Genomic DNA, 21,007 nt, shown 5'->3' with positions numbered 1-21,007 from the left:
AAGCACGCCGCCAGCGTTCGTCCTGAGCCAGGATCAAACTCTCAATAAAAAGTTTAATCTTAGCTTACTCAAATAAAGAATTGCTGGTTTACTTAAATGTATTTATCTTATTCTGTTCAATTTTCAAAGACCAATTTTTCTTTCCAAAGCCTGTTGTTACAAGGCTTATAAGCTTCTGTCGTTTCTGACAGCTTGCTCAGTATATCACCGCTTTCAGACTTTGTCAATAACCTTTTTTAAAAACTTTTCAAACATTTTTTCTTAGATGTTTTATTAGCTTTAAGTTGTTGAATTTCATCCTCTTTAGCAACGAATTAAATCATACCATCGCTATTTAATATTGTCAACATTTTTCACAAAACTTATAATTTTACATTTCAAATATCTTGTAAACTTGAGTTGTTTTTGTTTACATCTCTTAGCGACGTGTTTTATCTTAACATCTTTAATTTAACTCACTTCTTAAATTATCTCCCAATTTCATAAAATTATTTATACTTTTCGCCATCATGCTTAGGTATACTAATCTTTACCTATATTGATACACTAGTCTCAGTTGTTACATGTGTGAAATAGCTATACTAAACTTTATATCCTGAAAGACGTCTTCATAAATTATATAACAAATAATATTTTAGTTTATAAACAACATCGCCTTCAACTTTAAAAGCTAATATGTATTGAAATTTTATTTCCAAAACTATATCTGATCAGATTAGACTCTGTTACTATAGCTTAAGCTTGAAATTTGTTTTAATCCTGTACTGATTAATATTAATATAACAATCCACGCAATTATTGTAAGAATTCCTTGAATTATTGGAAGATTACTTGTATTACTTATTGGCATATCCCAAACTGCATGTAGCGCAACAGCAATAATAAAATATTTAAGAAATTTTATATTCGTTATATATTTAAATTTTAGCCTATTATCTTCCTTTACCATAACCAAAGCAGCTCCATACATTGCTGCCCAGACAATATGGCCTCCAAATGCTAAAATTCCTCTAGTATATATTATCCTCATCATTGTAGGTATTTGAAATCCATAAGCAAATGCATATCCAGCCGTTTCAAAAACTGCAAATCCTGCCCCCACTGCTGCACCTAGTAAAAGTCCATTTAAAATATATTTTTCCTTACTTCCTTTTAAAAAATATGCAACTACAATGAATTTGGCAGATTCTTCAATAATCCCTATCATTATTGCTCCAATGTAATCTACATTTCTAACATACACTACTCTACTTAAAATCATTGTTATTAACAAAGAAAAAACACCGCCAAAAAAGAATATTTTTACTACATCAAATATATTAATATTTCTTGGAGCATTTACTTCCCAAAAGAAAATAAGCAATGAAAACGGAATTATTAAAGCACCTATAAATATAATGCCTGGATAAGCTAATATATTTTCAAAAATCTTTAACAGTGCTACTAGCCCAGCAAAAGTTATTGCAAATAAAAAAAACACTCTTGAAAATAGCCAAGGCTTAGGCCACTTTGAACAGATCTCTCCTTCCTTAGGGGATGTTTTCGCTGTCCCGCAAATAAATGTATTTTCTCTCTCTTCTGGTGTATGCTTTTTAAATACATTAACAACTAGATCTCTTAATCTTAATTCTACTTTTCCGCTTCCTCCCGCTATTTTGTTTAACTCGCTCAAAAAACTATCATTTCCATTATCAGTTTCTTCTTTAGCTCTCATATAATTTTCATCACTATCAAGATTGAGTCCACATGAACTACAAGACTTTGAATTATTAGAAGTTTTTTTCTTGCAATTTGGACACTCCTTAGTGTTTTTCTCCATATATTTATCCTCCTTTAGTGTGGTTGTAATTATTTTCCCCAATACTTTTTTTGTAATTCAAATTTTCTAATTACATACCCAACTAGTCCCCTAAAAAGTATAAAAATAATTCTATATATAAAATCAATTATTTCTAAATATATAGATTATTCGTCATTTCCTTCGCATGTAACTATTTTTTCGATAATTTCTCCCTCTACAAGATCTATATTCGTCTTTCCTATATATCCAAATTTACATTTATTAAGCTTAATAAAATCCATAGCCCTATGAAACGTCGAATGATTCATATATTGGGTATAAAAAAATATGTAATCAGCTGTATTTAAAATTCTTATATCAAAGTTTTCGTTGAAACCATTTAACATTCTTATTTCTGGATATTTTATTCTAAATCGCCTTCTCCATTCCTTATCTCCGCCAATTATAATAATTTTTTTGCTCATAGTATATTTCTCTAATCTTTTGTTAGAATCCGAATTTCTGTGAATAGTATCAGAATTAAACTCATATTCTTTTAAATATTCTAAATCCAATTTTAAAATCTTTTCTTCATTTAATTTATTCTCAAGAATTCTAATTCGATCTTCCTTCTTCTTCATTTCTAATTTATGTATATTATCTAGCTTGCTTAATTCAGACTTCAGCCTCTTTTCATACATTAACTTTTCTTTATTAAAATAATCAAGTTTATTTTTTAAGCTAATGTTTTCTTTTTTAACTTCAATCATCTGCTCCTCTAATGTGCTTAATTTATAGCTACTTGACTCCTCAATATTATTAAAATATAAGTTTCTTGCCTTCTTATACTCATTAATAAGTGATTGTATAAATATTCCACTAATAATACAAAATAAAATTATGTCTGAGTCTTCATTTTTTACCATTCTCACATAAGGCAGTATAACTTTCTCAATACAAATAAATTGTGAGTCTTCAAACATACTCTCTATATTAATCCCATTGATTATAAACAAATCCTCTAAAGTTTCTCCTAGTATTCTAGCATGCTCATTATTATGTCTTAAAATATCTTTAAAATTATATATTTTGCCAAATTCTCGCTTTATTAGCAATTTAACTTCCTTTATTCTATTCTTATAATTTTCAAGCTCAATCCCAATATTTTCATTTATAAAATTCTTAGATTCAAACTCCTCAATATCGTTTAGAATAGAAATTACGAACCCTTGATCGACTATTTCTGGTGAAATATAAATAGCAAAATATAGATATACTGCCGAATCAAATTTTGCTTCTATATTCCTAGTTATTAAATCCATTTTCATGTACCTATTTTTCAATATTTTCTTATCATGCTTCTTTACGGCATTATATATAATTGGATAATACTTTCTAAGAACTTTAATAATCTTGCTTCTTAATGTACTATCCGTTTCCCCTTCTATAAGTACCCCAACAATCCTACGTGAATATATTTCTTGTTCAATATTTGCTTGCTTTATAGTAGTATAGTTTATACAAGTGTCATTTATAGCCGCATTATAATATTTCAGTCTATCTTCATAATATATTTTATCAATATCTTTTTTCATTTCTTTGCTTCTTGTTAGACTTATACTTATATTAGCAAATATATAATTTCTTATAATGTTACTATCAATATTCAAATGTTCAGAAATAATTTTTGAAAAAGAACTTACATTTATTTTTCTATTATTACGCACTTCAATATCCACCAATTTTTCCCTCCCTGCATTTAATACTGAATCCAGAATCTAAATCCTAATATTCATCATAATTATTTATTACCACAATATAATCACTTTCTCCAATCTTTGAAAACTGAAAATTAAGATGCAATTTTGTTAAATCTTCTTCTAACCAATTTGGAATATGGCTGCAGGCTATTATTAACTCATTAAAAATTTTTCTATTTAGAAATGGCCTCAAAGCTTGCTTAGACGTAATACCTATATTATCCTTCTGCAAATTCTTAAGATTTAATATATAACGCCCACATTCTCCATTACCTAATGAGATAATAAATTGCCCATCATTACTTATATCTGAATGATTTATAAATTTACTTACTTTCTCTTCCTCTTTTTCTTGTTCTAATATATAATCCAAAAAACATAATGGATTTCCATCCATATTCCACAAACTCAATCCCATTTTATCCAATGTAGTATGAACTAAATCCGAAAAATTCTTAGCAACAAAAACTTTGCATTTTCCTAGCTCTTGCACAATATTTAAAACTTCTAAGTAACTTTCTTTACTATCCTTTGTATAACAGAATTCAAATACTAATTCTTTAACCACTCTCCATTCATTTCTCTGCTTTGTAAAAACCTTAATAAATTTGGTTTTCTCATATTCAGTAACCTCTCCAAAATCATTTACACAAACTGCAATTTCATTAACCATAAATACCTCCATGTTTATACTTAATTTCTGTAAATTCTTTTATAATAAATTTTATTTTAGTTACAAAAGCATTTAATCTTTTTAATTAACAGAAATAAAAAAAGTCTAATTCATATACTTTTTCAGTATAAAAATTAGACTTCATAGCCATTATGAAAGAATTAATTTATCTTTATTTTTTTTACAGCTTTGGTTTAGGTAGCTGTTTAATAATATTATTATATATTTTAAAATTACATTTTTCAATAAGCCTTTGCTCTTATCTCAATGTAGTAAAAATAGAACTTTTACATTTTAAGAATTTAAACTATACATAACTTAATTCAACATATTTTGAATATAAGCTTCCTGGAATTATTTCTTTGTATATATCCTTTAATCCTGCATAAATTGCCAGATCTTCAAGATCTACATTACATAAACACATAATGCAATAATCTATATCAAATAATTTACAATAAATATCTGTCATTCTCATCCCGTTTCTTTTATAAAAGTCAATTCTTCTTTTCCTAATCACTTTCTCGCTTTCATTAGGTCCGCATTCTACTCTCTCTACTTCTACTATAATTCCATCATAATTTCTAAAATGCTCCTGTAGTATACTTAAAAATTCACTTCCAATTCCTTCATCTCTATGTTCTTTACATACCGCATAGTAATCAATTAACAAATATGATTTTGATGAAGCTAAAAGTGCGTATGCTAGAAGTTCATTATTATTATACAAGCCTATACATATGTAATTTTTTCTTTTATTAAGTTTCTGTATTACATCAAGAGGCTTTAATTCCCCATACGGAAAATCTTTTATCATATGTTCATTATAGATAATTTCAATATCTTCATTATTTAGTTCTTTTAGATTCATTTTCGTTCATCCTATCATTATCTTATTTTCTCAAAACTATTTCTCTAATTATAACATATTTTTTCTATTCTCAAATTCTTACTATTCAAAAAAAATAATTACAATATGAACCATTTGTGGTAATATATAATTATTTCGAAAAGGATGGTGTTATTATGAAAACTGGAATTGAATTGATAAAAGATATTGATGACTGTATTTTAGAAAAGGGAGATGCTGCGTTCTGGTGGCTTGGACAGCTGGGATACGTTATTAAGATGGCTGAAACCACTATCTATTTAGACGTATTTCTATCGGATTGGCCTAACAGAAAGATTCCTCCACTATTAAAACCAGCGGAAATTGTAAATGCAGATTTTATAATTGGCACTCATGATCATCCTGACCATATTGATCGAGATGTATGGCACCAATTATCTATTAGTTCACCCAACGCAAAGTTTGTAGTGCCAAAGCTTCATATCAATAAACTTTCAGATGACTTAAAAATACCTAAAAATAGATTTATAGGTCTGGATGATGGATTATCAATTTCAGAAAAAGACTTAAAGATATCTGCAATTCCTTCAGCTCATGAGTTTTTAGATCAAGATTCCTCCGGGCATTATCCATACTTAGGTTATATAATTGAGGGAAATGGATGTACTGTATACCATTCTGGTGATACATGTATGTATGATGGTATCTTCTCAAAATTAAAGCAGTGGGATAACTTTGACATTATATTTCTTCCTATCAATGGACGAGATGCTAAAAGATATACGGAAAATATAATAGGAAATATAACTTACCAAGAAGCCGTTGATTTGGCTGGAACTATTAAACCGAATTTGGTCGTTCCAGGGCACTATGAAATGTTTGATGATAATAGCGAAAATCCTATATTGTTCTATGATTATCTTAATGCAAAATATCCTGGAATTAAATGCTGGATTGGAGACCATGGTGAGATGGTTAAAATATGTAGAGCAAATAGATGAGCAAATAGCCTCACTAATCTTCTAAGTAGCAATAAACAGCTAGTATATATCCCAACAATTATTATTAAATAATTGCTGGGATATAGTTTTTGTCATATAAGACCTAGTGAATCTATTGTAAATTCAAAAATATCCTTATTGCTTGATACTTAATCTTAAACAATAATATTAACAGGTTCATTCTTAATAAAAGCTTCTATATTATTTGCTAATAAATTTATAAGCCTTTGCCTAGACTCAAAACATTTCCAACCTATATGTGGAGTAAGAATGACATTTTCCATGTTAAAAAGTGGATTATTTAATTCTGGAGGTTCTGGATCTTGAACGTCAAGTGCAGCACCTGCAATCTTTTTATTAGTCAAAGCTTCAATTAAATCAGTTTCCTTTATAATGGCTCCTCTAGATGTATTTATAATAAATGATGACGATTTCATAAGATCTAATCTAGACTTATCAATAAGATACCTTGTCTCTGTTGTAAGTGGACAATGTATTGTAACAAAATCACTTTCTTTTAGAAGTTCTTCAAGGCTGACAAATTTGATATTTGAATCTCCTAAATCTTTATAGCTTCTACTGTATACAAGTATTTTCATTCCCAATGCTTTAGCTACATTCATGACTTGTATTCCTATAGATCCAGCACCTATAACTCCAAGTGTTTTATTTTGTATTTCTATATGAGGAACCTGAAGATATTTAGTAAAATTACTGTAATTTTTATTTTCAATCATTCTTTGCTGCTGCGCTAATGATGAACTTAAATTTAGAATAAATGTGATTACTAGTTGTGCAACCGCTTCGCTGCTATATCCTGGTACATTGCATACAGATATACCTTTTTCTCTCGCTGCTATAATGTCAATATTATTATACCCAGTACCAGCCTCACAAATTAATTTAACACTGGATGGAAACTTTTCTATTAACTCCTTGCTAATTGTAAGTTCCTTTGTAATTACAATATTTTGTTCTATTACCCGTTCTAAGATTTCATCATTGCTGCTATCTTCATATTTAGTCACTTTACCTAAATTATCTAGCGATGAAAAATCAAGTTGTCCATCAAAGTTTATTCTGCTTGCATTAAGAAACACAATATTATTCATTTTATCCTCCTACTTCTCTTTTTCACTTTTTATAGCGTGAAAGTATTAAGTAATATTACTCTACAATATTATAACATTTTAAATGTTAACTTTATCCTATTAATTAAAATTTAATAATATTTCACCTCTCTTAAAAAATAGATGTTTTTTCTGCATTTTTTATTTCAAGAATTAACATAAGTATTTCGATAAATCTATTCATTCTAAATTTTTATTAGCTAAGAAATTTTAATAATAAAAAACATATTCATAGGGAAATATATTTTTGGAGGTGATCATTATGCAAATAAAAGATGTAATGTCAAAAGATATAGTGAGTTTAAATTCAGAAGATTCTATTGAAAGAGCTGCTCAAATGATGAGACAATTTGACGTGGGCGCAATACCTGTTTGTGATAACTCAAACAAATTAGTTGGAATGATTACAGATAGAGATATTGCTTTGGATTGCGTAGCATCAGGTGCAAGTGCAGATCAACAAAAGATATGTGATTATATGACTTCAAATCCTGTTACAGGAAGTCCTGATATGGATGTTCATGATGCAGTAAGGCTAATGAGCAGACATCAAATAAGAAGATTACCTATTGTAGAAAATAACAGTGTTATCGGTATCGTTTCTCTTGGTGATATTTCACAAGAACCAAATCTACAAGATAATGCTGAAGTTGCTCTTAAAAATATTTCAGAGCCTGGAACAAACAATCATATATAGATGTTATATCAGTAAAAAATAGTATAATTATACTATTTTTTAATTGTAAATATAAAAACAATTTCATGGCATAACCGTCATGAAATTGTTTTTAATTAATTTTGTAAAAATTAATTATTATCAATATCTAATATTGTTTTCAACAAAACATTTGCACCCTTTAAACAGTTTTCAAGTGGTGTAAATTCTTTTTCGCAATGACTGTGTCCCTTTTCACTTGGAACAAAGATCATTGTAGTTGGAATGATATCTGTAATAAATTGTGCATCATGTCCAGGACCACTATACATTCTTTTTGTTGAATATCCAAATTCTTTTGCATTTTTTTCAACGTAATCTACAAACTCAGTATAAAAATGAACTGTATTTCTTGCCCAAGCTTTTTCATAACTTGTTTCACATTTTTCAACAACTTTAGGAATAGCTTTAATTATTTCAAGAACCTGATTAATTACTTCTGGATCTTGATGCCTTGCATCCAAAGTAAATTTAACATAATCAGGAATAACTGTATGGATATTTGGATGAGCTGAAATCTTTCCTGTTGTATATACAAGCTTACTATCAAGCTTGTCAAGTTCATCATGAAGATATTGAATAGTTTTTACAGCCGCATATAGAGCATCTTTTCTATATTTCATTGGAGTTGTTCCAGCATGATCTGCTTGCCCTGTAAATGTAAATTCATAATTTATCATTCCGCAAACACCTTCAACTACTCCTATATCAATTTTTTCATCTTCTAAAACAGGTCCTTGTTCAACATGTAATTCAACTAGTGCCCTGTATTTTTCTGGATTCATTCTATTTTCTATTTTTCCCATATATCCACTGGCTTCTAATGCTTCCTTAAATGTAACTCCTTCAGCATCCTTGGATGCTAACATAACATCTTTATCAAATTTTCCTGTAATAACACCTGATGACATCATTGCTGGTTCAAAGCGTGCCCCTTCTTCATTAGTCCATATAACAACTGTTATTGGATGTTTATGAGCTATTTTTTCAGTTACTATAGTTTCTGCAACTTCTAATCCAGTAAGAACTCCCAAAATACCATCATAATTACCACCTTGTTTAACTGAATCAGCATGAGATCCCATCATAATAGCAGGTAACTTTTCCTCTCCCGGAATGGTTGCGTATATGTTCGCCATATCGTCGGTTTTTATCTCCATACCAAGTGCTTTGCATCTTTTACAAAATTCCTCTCTTGCTTCTAAAGCAGCAGGTGATAAAGACAACCTTGTGATTCCTCCTTTACCTGTATCTCCGAATTTACTAAATGTTGTGATTTTGTCTTGAAGCCTTTCTTTATTACAAGTTAACATATGAATATCCCCCTTTAAATTTAGTATAGTAATTATTTTTTCACTCTCTTTCCTGGTTCTACTGCTCTTGCAGGACATACAGTACTGCATAATTGACAGCCTACACATTTATCTACTAACAAGATTGGCATTCTTGTATTTGCATCTATCTTAATTGCTTGGTGCCCTCCATCATAACATGATAAGTAACATCTTCCACATCCTATGCACTTTTGCCTATCAAACCTTGGATAACAAATGCTATCTCTATCAAGTTTATCTGTTGGCACAATATTAGGTAAAGCACTACCAACAATTTCAGATATATTTTTATAACCTTGTGAACTTAAGTACAATTTCATCCCATTAATTAAATCATCGATAATTCTATAGCCATATTGCATTACAGACGTTGTTATTTGCAAATTTTCACATCCTAAGGCCATAAATTCAGCTGCATCTTTCCAGGTCTCAATGCCGCCCATCCCACTTATTGGCGCATCTTTTAGTTCTTCACAAGCTTTCATATCATGAATAAATCGTAAAGCAATTGGTTTTACTGCTTTTCCTGAGTATCCTCCTACGCTAGTCTTACCTTCAACATTAGGTTCTGATTCAAAGTTTTCTAAGTTTAAATTCATAATACTCTTAATTGTATTAATTGCTGCAATCCCTGTTGCTCCTGCCTCCATTGCAGCCATTGCTGGTATTTCCATATTTCCAATATTAGGTGTCATCTTCGCAAGTATAGGTAAATTTGTTCCCTTTCTAGTAGCTTTAGTATATAGTGCTACCAAATCTGGATTTTGTCCAACATCTGAACCTACGCCTTTACTTGTCATATGTGGACATGAGAAATTACATTCAATAATATCTGCTCCTGCCTCTGTCATTAGCTTGGCCAATTTAGTCCATTCTTCTTCATTTTGCCCCATAATTGATGCAACAATAATTTTGCTTGGATAGTCTTTTTTCAATCTTTTTAAGAATTCTATATTCTCTTCCAATGTGTGATCTGAAATCTGTTCTATATTTTTAAAACCAACAAATGGAACACTTTCTTTACTTAAAGCAGTAAACCTTGGTGAAACCTCCTTGGGTACAAACATACCAATAGTCTTAAATGCTACCCCTGCCCAGCCCATTTCAAATGCTTTAGCTACCATTTCGTAATTACTTCCAACTACTGATGATGAAAGGAAAAATGGATTTTCACACTTCACACCACAGAAATCTATTACTAAATCAACTTCATTTTCTTTAACTCTAGATTCAGTTGATATTGCTTTCATAACTTTGTCAATTGGTACTGATTCATTAATTTTTCCTTTTAAGCAAGCCTCCTTACATGGCTTTTCTTCACATGTGTCACAAGGAAGTAGATTGGGCAGTTTATTTACTGCCCCAGCCTTATTTTCAAACCTTAAAGAGCGAATAATAGTATCCACTTCAAGGGAGTGGGGACAAGCTTTGCGACAAGGTGCTTCATCACATAACAAACATCCTGACACATATTCATTTGTTGAAATATCTTTATAAAATAAACTACTCATTTCCATTCCTCCTAAATTATAATTTATCTGATGTTTAGCCTCTGTAACTCTCATTATTCTTAATCTGTAGATAACATCATTATCATAATCCTAGATAGCTTGAACTACAGTCAAGGTACTAAATATCACCAAAGCCAAGTTCCAATTTACTTTCTTCCTACTCGTTTTACAAATTGTCCAAATCCTGCTTTTCCAACGAATTCACCATTATCATAAACTAAATTTCCACGCACATAAGTTTGTACTGGATATCCATGAAGAGTTTTACCTTCCCAAATTGTATGATCATAATCTGAATGCATATTCTCTACCGAAATTGTGAAGTCTTTATTTGGATCATAAATTACAATGTCTGCATCTTTTCCAACTGTTAGAGAACCTTTTTCTGTGCATCCAAATATTTTAGCTGGATTAAATGAACATAATTCTACCGCTCTATTAAAAGTGATTTTTCCTTCATTTGCTGCTGAAAGCATATATGGATATAAATTTTCTACACCTGCACACCCATTTGGAATCTTCGTAAAATCATCTTTCCCCCAGTCCTTTTCATAGCTTTGGAATGGGCAGTGGTCTGTAGCTACAGTATCAATATCTCCTGATTTAATAGCTTTCCAAAGTGCATCTTGACTTTCTTGCCCTTTCATTGGTGGTGAACATACAAAATTTCTGCCATCTTCTCTTTTATAAACATCGCACGTAAATTCCAAATATTGTGGGCATGTTTCAACATATATATCATGACCTTCTCTTTTGGCTTCAATAGCAGTTTCTAATCCTTCCTTGTCTGCCATATGAACTAAATATAGTGGCGCTCCTATGGATTTAGCTAAATGCACTGCCCTTTTATCTGCCTCAGCTTCAACAAATTCTGGTCTGCTTAAGTAGTGATACCATGCTGAAGTTTTTCCTTCTTTTAAGAAGTTTTCAATATTTAAGTCAATCAAATCGGGATTTTCAGCATGGATGTTTGTCATCGCCCCAGTTTCTTTAGCCTTCAATAGTATTTTCACTAAAGTCGCATCATCCACCATCATCCCCTCTTTTTTATAAACTAAGAAACATTTAAAACTAGGTACTCCATATTCAACCGCATCTTCAAATTCATCTAAGATAGTTCCTTCATTTAAATCAGTTATGATACAATGAAATGCATAATCTACGCACGCCTCTGGATCACACATTTCTTTTCTTGTTTCAATGGTTTCAATTATTCCACTGCCTTTTCTTTGCATCGGATAATCAAATACTGTTGTAACACCTCCACATGCAGCTGCCCGTGTTCCGGCAAGATAGCTGTCAGCTGAAACAGTACCTCCAAACGGCATAGCTAAATGAGTATGTGCGTCTATAGCCCCTGGTAATATTAACTTGCCTTTAGCATCTACAACACTTGCACCTTCTTCTGAAAAACCTGTTCCAATCGCTACAATCTTTCCACCTTTTACAGCAAGGTCAGCTACATAAGATTCTAATGGTGTTACAATAGTTCCATTCTTAATAATTAAATCCATAAGTATTCTCCTTCCATTTATATATATCCTTAATATCTAAATAACTAATTTAGTTAATAATTTTCTCTTTAATGCTTCTGCTTTTTGTTGTACTTTTGATTTAAGCTTCCTAATGTATTTGTTTTTTAATAAATTAGTTCTTTTGTGATAAATTACTTTCTCAAATTAAAATTTTGTTATATAAATTTTAAGATGATTCCGTGTGGATTTAACCACACAGGAATCAATTTTTATCATATTATTTTGTTGCTTCTTCCCAATACTTTGAAGTGAATGTTGTATCATCTACCACTGGAGTTTTAGCTAAATCTTTATTATAAAGTTTTAAGAAATCCCCTGTTTGCTTAATTGCATTCATATCGATTTGTCCAATTTTTGAAGTATCAAATCCTTGAGGTGCAACAAGTTTAGCAACTTCTTTCGCCATATAAACTTGGTGATCTAATGAAACTGATTTATCTACATCATAAACTGTTTTTCCTGCTGCTTCTGGATCTTGGACTGCATCTTTCCACCCCTTTATAGATGCTTTTAAGAAACGAACTAATAAATCTTTATTCTTACCTGCCCATTCAGAGTTTACAAATAAACAATCTTCCATCATTGCAACACTTTCATTGTTCATATCAATTACATTTAAATCCTCTTTCTTCATGCCGCCTTCAAGTAATAAACCAAATTCGTTATAAGTCATTGCTGATGCTGCATCAACTGATCCTTCTTTTAATTGATCCATTGTAAAGTCTTGTTGTACAAGTTTTAGGTCTTTGTCTTTATCTAAATTGTATTTTGAAAGCAGAGCAAGAAGTTCATATTCATTACCACCAAACCAGTTACCTACTTTTTTACCAGCTAAATCTTTTGGCGAATTAATACCTTTTTCTTTTTTAGATACTAGTAACATGCCTGATTTTTGAAATACTTGAGCGATTTCTTGTAAATCATACCCTTGAGCTTGGTAAGTCATCAAACTTGAAACCCAAGTTACCCCTATATTGGCTACACCATTATAAACATTTTGCTCTGGAATAATGTCACTTCCTCCTGGAAGAATTTGAATATCTATTCCTTCATCTTTATAGTAACCTTTTGCTGCTGCTACGTAATATCCCATAAATTGTGATTGCGGAAGCCATTTTAATTGAAGTGTTACTTTTTCTAACTCCCCATCCTTCTTTGTAGTATCCTCTGATTTAGTTGCATCTTTCGCTGTTGTTTCTGATGTTTTTGATCCACATCCTATAAGCATCGTCCCCATCATTAATACAGCTAACCCTAAAGCTAATAACTTCTTTTTCATAATAAATTCCTCCTTATTAAATAAATATTATTTATCTTATACATGCCATGTGTGTGTTCTCTTGAAATTCTAAGAGATATCGGTGACTTTCAATTTTGCTTATAAAGCAAATAGTATATTAGGTTGAACTAAACTTTTCTATTTTAAAGTTGGTATTATCTTTGTGATGCATGCCATTTTATGGTTCTACGTTCTATTAATAAAATAATTAAGTATAAAACAATCCCAACTAATGCTGCCATTACTATATAGGACCACCCCATGGCCATCATTCCTTTTCTTAAATTATCTTTAATTCCAAAACCAATACCTGAAGTTGATGCTGCAAAGTATTCACTTATCATAGCCGCCATTATTGCTGCTGCCACATTAATTTTTAATGCAGTTAAAACACTCGGAAGACAATTAGGTAAACGAAGCTTGAAAAATATAATTTTTTCTGGTGCTGCATATGACTCTAATAAATCTTTTGCAAATGGTTTCAAATCATTTAATCCCCTATATGAGTTAATTGCCATAGCTGCCATACATACAACCGTTACAACACCAACCTTTTGTGCAAAACCACTTGTAAACCAACGATTCATAATAGGCGATAATGCAACTATTGGAATTGCATTAAATGCTGCTATTACACTAAGTCCTGTATATCCCCACTTTGGAAACTGCGTAGCTATCACTGCGACAATAAATCCAATTATGCATCCTAAAGCAAGTCCTACCAATGCCCCTGAAACTGTAATCATCGTGTCAGTTAGAGCTTTAGAAAAATTATCACTTAAAGTTTTAATAATTTGTGATGGTACTGGTAATTGAAAGGGTTTAAAACCTAATGCATCATGAATGATACCAACTTGCCATGCGATTATCATTAATATTCCAAAGCCTAAAGGCCATAAGACATTTTTAATTTTTTCATTCATAAAATTACCTCCCTATGTAGTCTGTTTTCTCCAAGGCATACAAATTTTTTCGAATAATATTACTATAAAATAACTCAAAATCCCCATTAAAGCGCTGGTAACTACTGATCCCCAGAATACATCTTTTGTTCCTGAGTATAACGAGTATAAAAGTTTCACTCCAATTCCACCACTTGAACCTAACATATCAACTAAGATAGATGCTGTTATTGACATTGGTGCCGCTATTTTTAAACCAGCAAATAAATATGGCATTGAATATGGAATCATAAGCTTATAATATATGCTTTTCTTTTTTGCAGCATATGAGTATAGCAATTCTTTTTTATCGCTTTCTACACTATTTAATCCACTAAGCATATTTACTGAAACTGGGAAAAATGTGATATATGCTGCAATTACTATTCTAGAAGTATTCATATCCCTGACTAAAGTAAAGATTATAGGAGCTAACCCTAAAACAGGTATCATTTGTGATATTATTAAATAAGGTAATGATATTTTTTCTGCTATTTTCGATAAACTCATAATTATTGCTAAAACAAATCCTATTGCAGCTCCAAGTGCAAACCCAAATACAGCTCTTGAAAAAGTAAGTCCAGCTGCGCTCATTAAATCAGTGAAATTTTCTGCTATTGATATGATGACACTATGTGGATAAGGCAATTTTGCTCCAGCCATTGGATCATGCATCACTTGTTCTAGAAAGAAAGCTACTAATTCCCAAGCTATAAAGATGCCTATAGCCCAAACTAGATTAACTTTATATTTCTCTTTCCTGCTAATCATAATCATACCCCCTCAAAGCTATTTCTTATTTTGGTTATATAATCATAAAATTGTTTTGACTGCTTTGATTCCATATTTCTTGGTCTTGGTATGTCAATATCAATCACAGCAGAAACACGTCCTGGATGTGGAGATAAAACCACAACTTTATCCGATAAAAATACTGCTTCTGAAATATTATGGGTTACAAAAACTACTGTCTTTTTGGTCTTTGTCCATATTTCTAAAAGATCTTCATGAAGCTTTTCACGTGTAAATTCGTCTAAAGCTGAGAATGGTTCATCCATAAGAAGTATTTCCGGATTAATGGCTAATGCTCTTGCTATACCAACCCTTTGCTGCATCCCTCCACTTAATTCATAAGGATAATGCGTACCAAAGTTAGTAAGTCCTACTAGATCAAGCATTTCCGTAACTCTTGAAGTACGATCCTGCTTCTTCATTCCTAGAAGCTCCATTGGCATACAAACATTTCTTCTTACTGTTCTCCAATCGTATAGAACTGGATTTTGAAATACGATGCCATATTTCTTTTGAAGTCTTATTTCTCTTGGACTTTGTCCTCGTACTATCACTTTTCCTGAAGAAGGTTGCAATAGATCAGCTATAATACGAAGTAACGTTGTCTTTCCGCAACCAGAAGGACCTAGTAATGAAATAAATTCTCCTTCTTTAATTTCTAAATTAACATTCTTAAGTGCTGTTACTGGTTCGCCCCCATTCTTATCTTGATAAACCATACTTAAATCTTCAATTTTAATTTCTACTTTTTCTTCTCTTGTCCTAAAAACATTTCTGCTTTCAAATTCTGTATCTATTTCATTCAACATACTCATTGATTTACGCCTCCTTTTAAACAAAAAACGGTACAAAACTATTTGTTTTGCACCGTTGCAATTATTTTATATTTACCATAATCTACTGTATATAGTTAATAAGTCTTCCTTTTTAACTTCTTTTATAGTATTCGATGGACTTCCACTGTTCATAGCATCTTGCGCCATCTTATCTACTACTTTATTGAATTCTTCTTTATTAATTCCATACTCTTTTAAAGTTGGTATTTCACATATGTTACATAACTCTGTTAATTTTTCTAGAAAAGCTTCTGCTGCTTCCTTATCACTTTTCTTATCGTCTGCTACATTAATTGCTCTACCTATTGTACCAAAACGTTCATAGCTTCCATCTAAAACATAAGATAAACATTCCTTTATAAGCATAGCATTTGAAATTCCATGAGCAACATGAAAATTAGCTCCAATTGGTCTGCTCATGCCATGCACCAAGGTAACTGAAGAATTATTTATACATACACCAGCTTCATATGCAGCAATGGCCATTTCTTCTCTAGCCTTTTTATTTTCACCATCTTTATAAACCAATGGTAAAAACTCAAAAATTCTTTTGATTGCAGATAATGCAAAGGTATCTGTTAGTGAATTTGCTTTTCTTGATGTATACGCTTCTACTGCATGAGTTAACGCATCCATGCCCGTTGCCGCTGTTACGCTTTTAGGTGATGTCATTGAGAATTTTGAATCAATCACTGCCAAATCAGGTAGTAATGCTTCTCCCTTTAGAAGCATTTTTATATTCCTCTTTGAATCTGTAATAACCGTAAATTTGGTAGCTTCTGAACCTGTTCCTGCTGTAGTTGGAATCAAAACCAATGGTGGAAAATCTCCTTCAATTGTTTTTCCCATGTAATCAGATATTGAACCTTCTAATTTTGTCATGGCAGCAATAGCTTTACCGCTATCTAATGGACTTCCTCCTCCAATTGCTATGCAGAAATCACATTTAGCGTTTTTATAGGCTTTTACTCCACTTTCAATCATTAAATCGGTTGGCTCTCCAATAATATCATTAAAAATTTCATATTCAATTCCTAAGTTATCTAAACAGTCTGTCAAAACTTTAACTGTTCCAATTCTAGTTACATTTTTTCCAGATACAATAAATGCTTTTTTCCCAAGGGATTTTATCAAGCTCTCGCTTGATTCTAATGCGTTATCTCCAATAATCGTACGTCTTGGTAAACTAAACTCATATGCCATTTTCTCACCTCATCTAGATAAATTGTTTGTCTACAATTCCAAGTACTTCGTCTAATTTAGCTAACTCTTCTTCTAATTGCTCCTTAGTAATTATTAGTGGAGGGGCAACAAGTATCATGTTCTCATGAGTATATGTCATAAACTTTCTTTCCTTTAATAATCCTAAAATTTTCCCCATAACTCCTTCTGGATCCTTTCCATATGGTACTAAGGGTTCCTTGCTTCCTTTATCCTTTACTAATTCCACTGCTGAAAATAATCCAATATACCTCACATCTCCAACTGATGGGTGAGAAGCTTTCATCTCTTCTAGTTTTTCACCAAGTACACTACCTACTTCGTTAACATTTTTTAGTATACCTGCTTCTTCATAATAGTTTATACACGCTACACCTGCTGCACAAGCTAGTGGATGTCCACTATAAGTTAGTCCGCAAGATAATAAATTATCATCAAAGTAAGCTGCTATTTCTTTACTTACTACAACTCCACCAAGTTGAACATATCCACAAGTAACACCTTTTGCAAAAGTTACTATATCTGGTTTTACATCAAAATTCTCAAAGCCAAACATTCTACCCGTTCTGCCCCAGCCTGTCATAACTTCATCACAAATCATTAAGATTTTAAATTCATCACATAAAGCTCTAACTCCTGGAAGATATCCTTTTGGCGGAATGATAACTCCATTTGAACCTGTTATAGTCTCTAAAACTATTGCAGCCACACTGTCAGGTCCTTCATAAATTATTTGTTCTCTTAGCTTGGCCAAGTAATATTTTGTTGCAGCTTCTTCTGATTCGAATTCTATTGGTTCTCTATAAATATATGGATCAAAGAATTTTACGAATCCTGGAATACCAGGTTCTAATTGATATCTTCTAGGTTCACCTGTTAAATTACCAGCACCAAACGAAGATCCGTGATAACTTCTATAACGGCTGAACACCTTTGTCTTACCTGTGAACATTCTTGCTATCTTTACAGCATTCTCATTTGATTCTGCACCTGCATTTGTGAAAAATACCTTTCCCATATTATCAGGCATTAATTCAACAATCTTCTTTGCAAGCTTGGCTCTGGATTCAGCTCCATAAGATGGCCCTACAAAACAATATTTATCTACTTGTTCTTTTATTGCATCTCCAATCGCTTTATTTCCAAAACCTAAATTCATATTAACAAGTTGTGACGACATATCTGAATATCTATTTCCATCATAATCCCAAAAGTAAATACCATCAGCTTTTTCAATTGAAATAGGATTTAAATTTCTTTGTTTGCTCCATGATTGTAAATTATATTCTTTTAAAGTACTCCTAATTTCTTCACCATTCATCTTTATACACTCCCTCATATACATTTAATATTTTCCTCAAATAAAAAAACGGAACTTATTCAAGTGAACAAGCTCCGTTGCTGTTATCTCTATTAAATTCGTTTTTTCTTTAAGTTGTTTTTATTATATACTAGTAAAACTGTTATATCAATGAATAAGTGACTAAGTTTATTTGTGCAACTGCACATTTAGGCACATAAAAATAAATAACAATTCCTAAGTTGTCATGAAGGTTCTTTATATACAACATAGCTGCTTCCTTTCAATGTGCATATTTTTAGGCAAGGAAGCAAATTGCCCTCATAGCGGGCCTATTAGGTCAATTTGCCGACGCAGTATGATGGAAAATAGACTGGCAAATGGACTTGTTATTTTTTTGAATGTGCCTTACATAACATCCCTTACAAAAAAACCTAAATAAAATCGTAGTTTTTCTTCTAAATTTGATGGATTATATCCAGTAATCTTTTCAATCTTTTTAAGCTGATTATTTACTGTATTCCTATGAATATATTGTTTCTCAGCAACAAGACTTTGACTACCGTTGTTCTGTAAAAACATATATAAGAAGCTCATTAAATCAGTGTTATTTTCCTTATCATATTTTTCTAACTTACCTAGAGTATCCTTGTAATATTCTTTAAGCACTTCTTTATCCTTAGCATTTAAAAGCAATTTATGAATATCTAATTTATCATAAAACACCATTTCTTTGCCTTGTTTTTTTGCCATCGTCATTGCTGTAAAAGCATTATTAAAATTCTCCGCCTGCATTTTAATGCCTGCTTTATTTTCACTTATTCCCATATGAACCTTCCATGAAGGTTCATTCCAATTCTTAAAAAAAGTATCAACAAAATTAGTGACATCGTAATTTCCATAATTCACAAGAGCCAGAACCCAAGAATCTTTATATGAAAATGAAATATATAATTCATGAATACTTCTAGCTAATCTTTCTGAATACATTTTAATTTTATTCATATCAAATTCTAATTGATTGTCTTCTTTGTGTTCAAAGGACATGACTATAAAGCAGAAATGACTGTCTCTCAAATACCCATATCTCTCCATCTGTAAAATTAATGTTTCTATATCACCTGTTTTAAATATAATATTCTTAATCGTACTTGCTATACTTATTTCTACTTGCTCACTTTGCATTATTCGATAACATATATTCCGTGTTAAATCTACCATTCTTGTTTCCCATGGAATAGTATAAAGAGGCATTTTTATTTGGTTACAATATTCTATAACATCGTTAGGTATTGACTTGGTGTATGGCCCAATATTTACAACAAAAGCGCTTGCCCGAGCAGCATATAGTTTTTTTGTATATTCTAACAACCATCCATCACCATCATTTAGAATGCCTGACGTAAGGACAACTTCATTTCCATGAAGAAATTCACTCACCTCATCATTTTCAATAATATGTACCCATTCCACTAGATTATTAAGACCTTTCTGTCCTGCTAGCAGTTTCATTTGATATAAAACAGCCCCATTTCCAAATAATTTCCCTACAGTAATTGACATATTATCACCCCAATTTTATATAAAACTATAAGAGTTTTATGCCTATTATATCATAATTTTATTTTAATTAAATTTTATTAAATAATACAAAAACTTATTTATATTATTTATTTATAAATAGAAACTTAATAAAGTTAAGCTGGTTTTACAATTAGTAATCTTTGCTATAAAATGATTCGGATGTATTCTACATAAAAGAATTCTACCCATATTACTTAAGGCAATAAATAAAGAGGCACTTTGATAAAAATCAAAATACCTCTTTATTTATTTCTTTACTTATTATTAATTGACTTTAAATATTCTTTAACACTTGGCGATATTCCTATAATATATACGCTAAAGATATACACTATCATTAAAATAGTAATCATTATATTAGGCGAAATCATAATTGCTGCAACTGCCGCTAAAATGACAATTATAAGCAAAATTATCATTATAATCTTAGCCCATGCTTTTCCTTTAAATATAAAATATAAGAGAATAGCTTCTACTACAGTCCTAGTTAGTCCTGAAATTATTCCTATGTTTCCTTGCATAAAATAGCTAAATGCAGTTGTAACTATACTTACAGCTAATATTGCTATTACCATGGATAAAAATAGTTTTTTTCCTTTTTCTATACTTTTCATAATATCCTCCATAACAATGTATTACACTAATTGGATATAACGTTTTAATTAAATAAATAAGTAATTATTATTAATAATTACTTATTTATTTTTACTTAACATTGCGTTATTATTCCTTAAAAATAAATCTTTATGTACATTACCATATTTT

General features: G+C 31.0%; 18 protein-coding genes. 2 read left to right on the top strand and 16 right to left on the bottom strand.

What is annotated here, in order from left to right:
- Positions 1 to 715 precede the first annotated feature (715 nt).
- The 4 genes from ACJDTP_RS19245 to ACJDTP_RS19230 form a co-directional block, all read right to left on the bottom strand.
- Entirely contained in the window at positions 716 to 1,819 is a 1,104-nt protein-coding gene (locus ACJDTP_RS19245; protein WP_406762139.1) for a PrsW family intramembrane metalloprotease, read from the bottom strand.
- Positions 1,820 to 1,965: 146 nt separating this feature from the next.
- Positions 1,966 to 3,519: a hypothetical protein gene (locus ACJDTP_RS19240; protein ID WP_406762138.1), complete on the bottom strand. Its 1,554-nt coding sequence runs from the start codon at positions 3,517 to 3,519 to the stop codon at positions 1,966 to 1,968.
- Between the two features lie 46 nt (positions 3,520 to 3,565).
- Positions 3,566 to 4,213, bottom strand: coding sequence for a Fe-only nitrogenase accessory AnfO family protein (locus ACJDTP_RS19235; RefSeq protein WP_103698922.1), 648 nt, complete (start codon positions 4,211 to 4,213; stop codon positions 3,566 to 3,568).
- A gap of 307 nt (positions 4,214 to 4,520) precedes the next feature.
- On the bottom strand, positions 4,521 to 5,084 hold the full coding sequence (locus tag ACJDTP_RS19230; protein ID WP_103698923.1) for a GNAT family N-acetyltransferase: 564 nt from the start codon (positions 5,082 to 5,084) through the stop codon (positions 4,521 to 4,523).
- A gap of 155 nt (positions 5,085 to 5,239) precedes the next feature.
- Here ACJDTP_RS19230 and ACJDTP_RS19225 point away from each other — a divergent pair, with 155 nt between their 5' ends.
- Entirely contained in the window at positions 5,240 to 6,064 is an 825-nt protein-coding gene (locus ACJDTP_RS19225; RefSeq protein WP_173707515.1) for an MBL fold metallo-hydrolase, read from the top strand.
- Between the two features lie 155 nt (positions 6,065 to 6,219).
- Here ACJDTP_RS19225 and ACJDTP_RS19220 read toward each other — a convergent pair whose 3' ends face one another.
- Positions 6,220 to 7,176, bottom strand: a complete 957-nt coding sequence (locus tag ACJDTP_RS19220; RefSeq protein ID WP_406762137.1) for an NAD(P)-dependent oxidoreductase — start codon at positions 7,174 to 7,176, stop codon at positions 6,220 to 6,222.
- A 280-nt stretch (positions 7,177 to 7,456) separates the two neighbouring features.
- On the opposite strand from ACJDTP_RS19220, the gene ACJDTP_RS19215 reads away from it, so the two are divergent.
- Positions 7,457 to 7,891, top strand: a complete 435-nt coding sequence (locus ACJDTP_RS19215) for a CBS domain-containing protein (RefSeq protein ID WP_012058176.1) — start codon at positions 7,457 to 7,459, stop codon at positions 7,889 to 7,891.
- Positions 7,892 to 8,001: 110 nt separating this feature from the next.
- Here the strand turns inward: ACJDTP_RS19215 and ACJDTP_RS19210 are convergent, their stop codons facing one another.
- From ACJDTP_RS19210 to ACJDTP_RS19160, 11 genes are all read right to left on the bottom strand, one after another.
- Entirely contained in the window at positions 8,002 to 9,222 is a 1,221-nt protein-coding gene (locus ACJDTP_RS19210) for a Zn-dependent hydrolase (RefSeq protein ID WP_406762136.1), read from the bottom strand.
- A gap of 32 nt (positions 9,223 to 9,254) precedes the next feature.
- Complete coding sequence (preA, locus tag ACJDTP_RS19205; protein ID WP_173706795.1) at positions 9,255 to 10,754, bottom strand: NAD-dependent dihydropyrimidine dehydrogenase subunit PreA; 1,500 nt, start codon at positions 10,752 to 10,754, stop codon at positions 9,255 to 9,257.
- A gap of 146 nt (positions 10,755 to 10,900) precedes the next feature.
- Positions 10,901 to 12,268, bottom strand: a complete 1,368-nt coding sequence (hydA, locus tag ACJDTP_RS19200; RefSeq protein ID WP_406762135.1) for a dihydropyrimidinase — start codon at positions 12,266 to 12,268, stop codon at positions 10,901 to 10,903.
- Positions 12,269 to 12,506: 238 nt separating this feature from the next.
- Entirely contained in the window at positions 12,507 to 13,568 is a 1,062-nt protein-coding gene (locus ACJDTP_RS19195) for an ABC transporter substrate-binding protein (protein ID WP_078116987.1), read from the bottom strand.
- Positions 13,569 to 13,723: 155 nt separating this feature from the next.
- On the bottom strand, positions 13,724 to 14,491 hold the full coding sequence (locus ACJDTP_RS19190) for an ABC transporter permease (RefSeq protein WP_077844119.1): 768 nt from the start codon (positions 14,489 to 14,491) through the stop codon (positions 13,724 to 13,726).
- A gap of 12 nt (positions 14,492 to 14,503) precedes the next feature.
- Positions 14,504 to 15,280, bottom strand: coding sequence for an ABC transporter permease (locus ACJDTP_RS19185; protein ID WP_012058170.1), 777 nt, complete (start codon positions 15,278 to 15,280; stop codon positions 14,504 to 14,506).
- Between the two features lie 2 nt (positions 15,281 to 15,282).
- Positions 15,283 to 16,116, bottom strand: coding sequence for an ABC transporter ATP-binding protein (locus ACJDTP_RS19180; RefSeq protein WP_077306094.1), 834 nt, complete (start codon positions 16,114 to 16,116; stop codon positions 15,283 to 15,285).
- A gap of 72 nt (positions 16,117 to 16,188) precedes the next feature.
- Positions 16,189 to 17,340 carry an iron-containing alcohol dehydrogenase gene (locus ACJDTP_RS19175; protein WP_168981609.1) on the bottom strand — a complete coding sequence of 384 codons (1,152 nt, stop codon included), beginning with the start codon at positions 17,338 to 17,340 and terminating at the stop codon, positions 16,189 to 16,191.
- Between the two features lie 13 nt (positions 17,341 to 17,353).
- Positions 17,354 to 18,679 carry an aminotransferase class III-fold pyridoxal phosphate-dependent enzyme gene (locus ACJDTP_RS19170; RefSeq protein ID WP_406762134.1) on the bottom strand — a complete coding sequence of 442 codons (1,326 nt, stop codon included), beginning with the start codon at positions 18,677 to 18,679 and terminating at the stop codon, positions 17,354 to 17,356.
- 387 nt (positions 18,680 to 19,066) lie between these two features.
- A complete protein-coding gene (locus tag ACJDTP_RS19165; protein ID WP_078116992.1) occupies positions 19,067 to 20,221 on the bottom strand; it encodes a PucR family transcriptional regulator in 1,155 nt (384 codons plus the stop codon).
- Between the two features lie 275 nt (positions 20,222 to 20,496).
- Positions 20,497 to 20,856, bottom strand: coding sequence for a hypothetical protein (locus ACJDTP_RS19160; protein WP_103698929.1), 360 nt, complete (start codon positions 20,854 to 20,856; stop codon positions 20,497 to 20,499).
- Positions 20,857 to 21,007: the final 151 nt, after the last annotated feature.

It is taken from the genome of Candidatus Clostridium helianthi (assembly GCF_045310795.1).
GTDB classification, from domain to species: domain Bacteria; phylum Bacillota; class Clostridia; order Clostridiales; family Clostridiaceae; genus Clostridium; species Clostridium helianthi.
Note: the sequence above shows the minus strand (reverse complement) of the source record. Positions and strands in the feature narration are given on the sequence as shown.

Excerpts from the sequence above, each read along its gene's own strand:
- ACJDTP_RS19245 (WP_406762139.1), bottom strand. The coding sequence starts at position 1,819 with ATGGAGAAAAACACTAAGGAGTGTCCAAATTGCAAGAAAAAAACTTCT.
- ACJDTP_RS19235 (WP_103698922.1), bottom strand. The coding sequence starts at position 4,213 with ATGGTTAATGAAATTGCAGTTTGTGTAAATGATTTTGGAGAGGTTACT.
- ACJDTP_RS19230 (WP_103698923.1), bottom strand. The coding sequence starts at position 5,084 with ATGAATCTAAAAGAACTAAATAATGAAGATATTGAAATTATCTATAAT.
- ACJDTP_RS19225 (WP_173707515.1), top strand. The coding sequence starts at position 5,240 with ATGAAAACTGGAATTGAATTGATAAAAGATATTGATGACTGTATTTTA.
- ACJDTP_RS19220 (WP_406762137.1), bottom strand. The coding sequence starts at position 7,176 with ATGAATAATATTGTGTTTCTTAATGCAAGCAGAATAAACTTTGATGGA.
- ACJDTP_RS19215 (WP_012058176.1), top strand. The coding sequence starts at position 7,457 with ATGCAAATAAAAGATGTAATGTCAAAAGATATAGTGAGTTTAAATTCA.
- ACJDTP_RS19210 (WP_406762136.1), bottom strand. The coding sequence starts at position 9,222 with ATGTTAACTTGTAATAAAGAAAGGCTTCAAGACAAAATCACAACATTT.
- preA (WP_173706795.1), bottom strand. The coding sequence starts at position 10,754 with ATGAGTAGTTTATTTTATAAAGATATTTCAACAAATGAATATGTGTCA.
- hydA (WP_406762135.1), bottom strand. The coding sequence starts at position 12,268 with ATGGATTTAATTATTAAGAATGGAACTATTGTAACACCATTAGAATCT.
- ACJDTP_RS19195 (WP_078116987.1), bottom strand. The coding sequence starts at position 13,568 with ATGAAAAAGAAGTTATTAGCTTTAGGGTTAGCTGTATTAATGATGGGG.
- ACJDTP_RS19190 (WP_077844119.1), bottom strand. The coding sequence starts at position 14,491 with ATGAATGAAAAAATTAAAAATGTCTTATGGCCTTTAGGCTTTGGAATA.
- ACJDTP_RS19185 (WP_012058170.1), bottom strand. The coding sequence starts at position 15,280 with ATGATTAGCAGGAAAGAGAAATATAAAGTTAATCTAGTTTGGGCTATA.
- ACJDTP_RS19180 (WP_077306094.1), bottom strand. The coding sequence starts at position 16,116 with ATGAGTATGTTGAATGAAATAGATACAGAATTTGAAAGCAGAAATGTT.
- ACJDTP_RS19175 (WP_168981609.1), bottom strand. The coding sequence starts at position 17,340 with ATGGCATATGAGTTTAGTTTACCAAGACGTACGATTATTGGAGATAAC.
- ACJDTP_RS19170 (WP_406762134.1), bottom strand. The coding sequence starts at position 18,679 with ATGAATGGTGAAGAAATTAGGAGTACTTTAAAAGAATATAATTTACAA.
- ACJDTP_RS19165 (WP_078116992.1), bottom strand. The coding sequence starts at position 20,221 with ATGTCAATTACTGTAGGGAAATTATTTGGAAATGGGGCTGTTTTATAT.
- ACJDTP_RS19160 (WP_103698929.1), bottom strand. The coding sequence starts at position 20,856 with ATGAAAAGTATAGAAAAAGGAAAAAAACTATTTTTATCCATGGTAATA.